The 5,817-nt window shown below is 66.9% G+C and carries 7 protein-coding genes; 6 read left to right on the top strand and 1 reads right to left on the bottom strand.

Features of this window, described 5'->3' with window-relative positions; all coding sequences use genetic code 11:
• From B1964_RS22595 to B1964_RS22575, 5 genes are all read left to right on the top strand, one after another.
• The coding region (locus tag B1964_RS22595; protein WP_079931363.1) for a VanW family protein at positions 1 to 1,046 on the top strand (1,046 nt) is incomplete at its 5' end.
• 63 nt (positions 1,047 to 1,109) lie between these two features.
• Positions 1,110 to 1,721 (top strand): GntR family transcriptional regulator, encoded by a 612-nt coding sequence (locus B1964_RS22590; RefSeq protein ID WP_079931361.1) that lies wholly within the window; start codon positions 1,110 to 1,112, stop codon positions 1,719 to 1,721.
• A 147-nt stretch (positions 1,722 to 1,868) separates the two neighbouring features.
• Positions 1,869 to 3,350 carry an MFS transporter gene (locus B1964_RS22585; protein ID WP_253194128.1) on the top strand — a complete coding sequence of 494 codons (1,482 nt, stop codon included), beginning with the start codon at positions 1,869 to 1,871 and terminating at the stop codon, positions 3,348 to 3,350.
• Between the two features lie 53 nt (positions 3,351 to 3,403).
• The gene (locus tag B1964_RS22580; protein WP_079931360.1) at positions 3,404 to 4,321 is read left to right on the top strand and encodes an ABC transporter substrate-binding protein; all 918 of its coding nucleotides are present in this window, start codon (positions 3,404 to 3,406) and stop codon (positions 4,319 to 4,321) included.
• Positions 4,321 to 5,331 carry an ornithine cyclodeaminase family protein gene (locus B1964_RS22575; RefSeq protein WP_139765836.1) on the top strand — a complete coding sequence of 337 codons (1,011 nt, stop codon included), beginning with the start codon at positions 4,321 to 4,323 and terminating at the stop codon, positions 5,329 to 5,331. The genes B1964_RS22580 and B1964_RS22575 overlap by 1 nt, the downstream gene beginning before the upstream one ends.
• Here B1964_RS22575 and B1964_RS22570 read toward each other — a convergent pair.
• The gene (locus B1964_RS22570; RefSeq protein ID WP_079931358.1) at positions 5,303 to 5,542 is read right to left on the bottom strand and encodes a hypothetical protein; all 240 of its coding nucleotides are present in this window, start codon (positions 5,540 to 5,542) and stop codon (positions 5,303 to 5,305) included. The two genes, B1964_RS22575 and B1964_RS22570, sit on opposite strands and share 29 nt — an antisense overlap.
• 113 nt (positions 5,543 to 5,655) lie before the next feature.
• Here B1964_RS22570 and B1964_RS22565 point away from each other — a divergent pair.
• The coding region (locus B1964_RS22565; RefSeq protein WP_139765835.1) for a helix-turn-helix domain-containing protein at positions 5,656 to 5,817 on the top strand (162 nt) is incomplete at its 3' end.

Here is a 5,817-nt window from a genome sequence, read left to right as displayed (position 1 = left end):
CGGCGACGCGGGCGGTGTCCGACGACGTCGAGATCTCCGGCCGAGGTGGCGTTCGGGTCAGCCTGTCTCCCAGGCAGATCGGCGCGATCCTCACTTTCGTCCCCGACGGTCGGGGAGGGCTCGTCGCACACGTCGACCGCCAACGCGGTCGTACGGCGCTGGCCGCGCTGCGCGACTCCGAGACCCCGCCCGCCGATGCGAGATTCTCGCTGGCGACGGGACGCCCGCGGGTCGTGCCCGCCCGCGACGGCGCACGCGTCGACTGGGACAAGACCTTCGCCGCACTCGAACGCGCCGTCGTCGGCACCGGGCCGCGCACCGTCGCAGCCGCCTACCGGACGGTGCCGCCCGCGTTGTCCACCGAGAAGGCCCGCTCGCTCGGGGTCACCGAGGTGATCGGCGAGTTCACCACCGGCGGTTTCTCGTCGGCGTCCGGCGAGAACATCCGGCTGGTCGCGGCCGAGGTCGACGGGGCGCTGATCCTGCCGGGCAAGAACTTCTCCCTCAACACCCACACCGGGCCGCGGGGCTCCGCGCAGGGCTACGTCAGCTCGACGATCATCGATCACGGCCGTGCGTCGAACGCGGTGGGCGGCGGCATCTCCCAATTCGCCACCACGCTCTACAACGCCGCGTACTTCGCCGGCCTCGCCGACGTCGACCACACCGAACACGCCTACTACATCTCGCGGTATCCCGAGGCGCGGGAGGCGACGGTGTTCGAGGGCGCCATCGACCTCGTCATCGGCAACACCTCGCGCCACGGCGTCCTGATCGAGACCCTGTGGAGTCCGTCGTCGGTGACGGTTCGGCTGTGGGGCACGACAAGTGTCGAGGTCCAGTCGATCACCGGGGAGCGACACGCCTACACCACGCCAGAGGTGCGCCGGGTGCCCCGCGGGCCCGACTGCATCGCGAGCCGTGGCAGCCGCGGATTCACCACCAGCGACACCCGGGTCATCACCGACGCCCGCTCCGGCGCACTGATCAGCAGGCACACCCGAACCGTGCGCTACGCGCCGGAGCCGATCGTGCGGTGCATCTGACGCCGACTGCGCTCTGCAGTTCGCCGACAGCGCCCCACATATCGGCGCCCTAAACTGCAGTGCGTGGATGTGGCCCAGAGAACCGACGATCGTTCCCCCAAAGACCTGATCGCCGAGACGCTGCGCGAGGAAATTCTCGGCGGGGGCCTTCCTGCCGGGCAGCGTCTGATCGAAGAATCCATCGCCCGGCGCTTCGGAGTCTCGCGGGTCCCGGTTCGAGAAGCGCTGGCGCAGTTGGAGTCCGAGGGATTTGTTCTCACGGTTCGGTATCGCGGGGCCACAGTGGCCCAGGCGCCCCGCACTGACGGTCTCGGGCTGCTTCAGGTGCGCCGAGGCCTCGAGGTGCTCGCCGCGCAGTTGGCTGCCGAGCGGCGTGGCGGCGCGAGCGTCGACGAATTGGCTGCGGTCGCACGCTCGGAACGACCCGTACGCGCAAGTGACGGACCCTCGTTCCACGAACTGGTCGTGACCGGTGCCGGCAACTCGCAGCTCGCGACGATGCTCGCCGACGTCAATCGCCGCGTGGCGTGGGCGCTCGGCGATGATCGACACGGAGCGACCCTCGATCACATGGCCATCGCACACGCGATCGTCAGTGGCGCCGTGGTGCAGGCCGGCTTCTTGATGGAGGAGCACCTTCGCAAGGACGAGGAACGGTTCGCAGAGCAAGAGTGAAGAATTCGTATACAAAACTCGCATAGGCTTGGCGGCGTTACGCAAATGACGCGGTAGTTCATCGGTTGGCAACACTGTTTGTATACAACTTTAGAGGTCGCGGTGCTGCGGCAATCCACTTCCACCTCTCATCTGGAGCACGCGCCCATGTCCACCACCTCACCGTCGGCCGCGCCGAAAGACCACTCCTCCACACCCGAGCCCACCCCGTCCGCAGGCGATTCCCCTCAGAAGGGTCGCGATGCCGCGGCGACGGGATCGCTCGCCGCAGCCCTGGACCGCATCGGATTCACCCGCGCCCAGGGCTGGGTGATCGTTCTGCTGATGGCCGGGCTGTTCTTCGACAGCCTCGAACAGAACTCCACCGGTTCCATGGGTCCACTGATCAAGGACTCACTGGGGATCGGCAACGCCCAACTCACCGCGATCAACACAGCGACCGTCATCGGCGGGCTCGTCGGACGACTGATCGGCGGCTATGCCGCCGACCGGTGGGGCCGGCGGTTCGCACTCAGCTTCAACTTGCTGATCTACACCCTCGGCGGGCTGATCAGTGCAGTGGCCGTCAACTACGAGATGCTGCTCTGCAGCCGGTTCATCGTCGGTGTCGGGCTGGGTGGTGAGTTCACCGTCGGTCTCGCGTTGCTCGCGGAAGTCGTGGCCACCCGCTATCGCGGGTCGGTACTGGCGAGTCTGAACATCTCTTCCGGGGGGATCGGCAACATCGCCTCCTTCGGTTTCTTCGCGCTGGTCCTCGGACCGCTCGGCGGCCTCCTGGGCGGCGACGCGCACTCCTGGCGTTGGACCTACGTCATTCTCGCGGTGCCCGCGTTGCTGGTCGTCGCGTTCCGCCGCTACCTTCCGGAGTCGCCCCGCTTCCTGGTGGACAAGGGGCGTGTCGAGGAAGCCAACGAGAGCCTGAACCGTCTTGGTGGAAAACGCCTTTCGGATCTCCGCCGTAAGGGTTCACCGACGTCGTTCGTGGCCACCACCGACATCCCGGTGGTGGCGCAACGGGTGTCGATCGTAGAGGTCTTCCGTGGCAACAACCTCCGCCGCACCGCGGCCGTCGGGACGGCGTCATGGATGTCGTTCGGAGCGCAGGTCACGCTGCTGTTCCTGATGCCGATCCTGTTGGTGTCGCGCGGATACTCGCTGACCGACTCGCTCGTGTTCACCATGATCATGAACATCGGCAGCCTTGTCGGTGCTTGCGCTGCAGCAGTTCTCGCAGGTCGCGTGCCGCGGAGGATCACCGTCATGTCGGCGGCCACGCTAGGCTGTGCCTCGGCGATCTGTTTTGCCGCCTTCGCCAATTCGGTGGCCACCATCCTCATCCTCGGCGCGGTGTTCCAGTTCTTCACGATGCTGCTCAACACCATGCTCTCGGTGTGGTCGCCGGAGCTCTTCCCGACGTCGGTGCGGGCGATGGGTGCGTCGGTGGTCAACGGCATCGGCAACGTGGCCGGTGCGGTCATGCCGTTCGCCGCGTTGTATTTCTTCGGCCTCGCAGGCGTCGCCGGTGTCTTCCTGATGATTGCCGCGATGTACGCACTCCTCGTTGTCGCTGCCCGATTCGGGCCCGAGACCTTCGGGCGGTCCCTGGAAGAGATTCACGCCGAGTCCTAGGTCAAACCCTCCCCGCGCGTTGATGATCCATCCACCCACCGAAAGGTTTCGCAATGCAATGCCTGACCATCAGTGCGACCTCCCATGCACTGAACTATCTGCCCGCCTACCTCGCCGAGTCCGATGGGCTCTTCGCACAGCGCGGCTTCGACGTCGAGTTCATCGCGCGCGACCCGTGGACCGGGGTCCTCGATGATCTCGCAGTCGGCACCGCCGAGGTCGCCCTGGGTGGACTGTGGGTACCGGCGATGTACGCCGGTACCGCAACGGAATTCACCACCTTCGCCCAGCTCAATCACCAGTTCCCCAAGGCCCTGGTCGTGCGCACGGAGGCCCTTGTCGGCGAGTTCGCCTGGACCGACATGGAGGGGACCACGATCCTCGCGCCCGGCATCGGCGGCAGCGCACCATATGCGTTCACCGCCGGACTGATGCGAGAGGCCGGAGCCGACCCGCGATCGGTCACCTTCCTGCGCGATCTGTCGACGCCGATGTTCCTCGACCTGTTCCGCAGCGGACTGGGGGATGCGATCGTGCTCGATCTGCCCAACGCGCTGGCGATACAACGCCGGGGCGACGGACACATCGCGATCGACTACACGGTCTCGGGGGGACTCGGGCCCAACAGCGTCTTCTACTGTCGCCGTGACCGTTTCGACGAGCTCGTGCCGGCGCTCGCCGGCTTCGTCGACGCCATCGGCGAGGCGATGGATCTGTTGGCGACCGCGCGGGTCGAGGATCTGGCGCCGCTGATGGCCGAGCACTGGCCCACTGCCGACCCGGCCCACCTGGCGCTGTCCTGCGTCCGGCTGCAGGCGTCGAGGACCTGGGAGACCCCGCGCATCGACCCGGCCGGCACCGATCGGTGGCTCCGAGTCCTTCTTGACGAGAGGATGATCCGCACGCCGTTGGCTTATGGCGATCTCGTCGACGAGTCGGCGCTGATCGTCTCAGCCGCCCACCGGGCGTGATGACCGGTCAGTGTGTCGAGGGGGTGGCCGTCGACGACGAGACGATCGACCGCCTCCTCGACCCACTGCGTCTGATGGTTGCGGTGGAGCAGGTACACGTCGATCTGCATCGTGGCATCGTCGTCAACCCGGTGGCCGCCGACATCGCGGTGCCGGGAACGCAGGCGGCAGTGCATCCGATGCTTGCGGTGTCGGCGATCGACGGTGTGTGCGTCGCCAAGATCATGACGGACTCACCGGAGCGGGCCAACCGCGGTGCACCACGCCAACTCTCGACGATCCTGGTCACCGACCTCGACTCGGGTCGGGTGCGGGCGATACTGGCCGGTGGCCGTGTGACGGCCGCACGTACCGCGGCGGCGAGCGCGGTGGCATCGAGTCATCTCGCGTCCGCGGGCGCCCGTGTTCTCGGGGGGATCGGTGCGGGCCGGCTGGCCTTCGAGCACGTCCGATTTTTGACCGCGCGGATCGAGAGCCTCGACACCGTTGTCGTTTGGACCCGATCCGCGCAGCGGACACGGGAGTTTGCCGGTGCTGTTGGTGACTTCGGTTGCGACGTCCAGGTGGTCGACGGTCCGGCGGAACTCTGTCGTCGTGCCGACATCGTCTGCACACTGACGCCGTCACCGACGCCGATCCTGCGCGGCGAATGGCTGCGCGCCGGAACGCATCTGAATGTCGTCGGGGCGCCGCCCCGGCTGGATCATCGAGAGGTCGACGCCGAGGCGCTCCGTCGGTCGCGGGTGATCGTCGACGATGTGGCGACCGCCAGGACAACTTCCGGTGCTGTCGTCGCGGCATTGCGGCACGGCGTCGTCGACCTCGACGATGTTGGCACCGACCTGGGGGCGGTCATCAGCGGAGACGCGATCGGCCGTACCGGGGACGACGAGATCACGATGTTCGTCTCCGTGGGCCTCGGTGCCCAGGACCTCGCGGCGGTACGCGTTCTCCTCGACCTCGACCTCGACCTCGAAACGGTCACCACGGCGCCTGCCCGACCGCGGTGAGTACACAGGCGCCGAGCAGAACCACCGCCGTGACCCCGTGGATCCCCTTGACCTGCCACCATCCACGGTCCTGGGGCGACAGCGACGTCGGCAGGCCGAAACCGGCGGCGTTGGTGGCGTTGCGGGCCAGGTAGGCGGCGCCGATCACGATGATGCCCAGCGCGATCACCACACCGATCGACGCCCCGGTCCACCACAGGATGCTGGTCATGGTTGGTCCTCAGGGCGGGTGAAGCTCGTTGTCATCGTTCGCACCTTCCTGTTGTTATCGATGGAAAGAAATCTAACATCGATAACAAGATCTATCAATGGTAGGTTTCGACCATGGGCACACAGGATCGGCGCGCGCGAGAGCGCGCCGAACGTCGGGATCGGGTGGTCGAGGCGGCGCGCGATTTGGCGGAGCGTGACGGATGGTCCGCGGTGACCACCCGCCGGCTGGCCGACGAGATCGAATACACGCCGCCAGTCCTCTATCAGCATTTT

It is taken from the genome of Gordonia sp. i37 (assembly GCF_002043085.1).
GTDB lineage: Bacteria > Actinomycetota > Actinomycetes > Mycobacteriales > Mycobacteriaceae > Gordonia > Gordonia polyisoprenivorans.
This window is presented reverse-complemented; position numbering and strand designations above follow the sequence as displayed.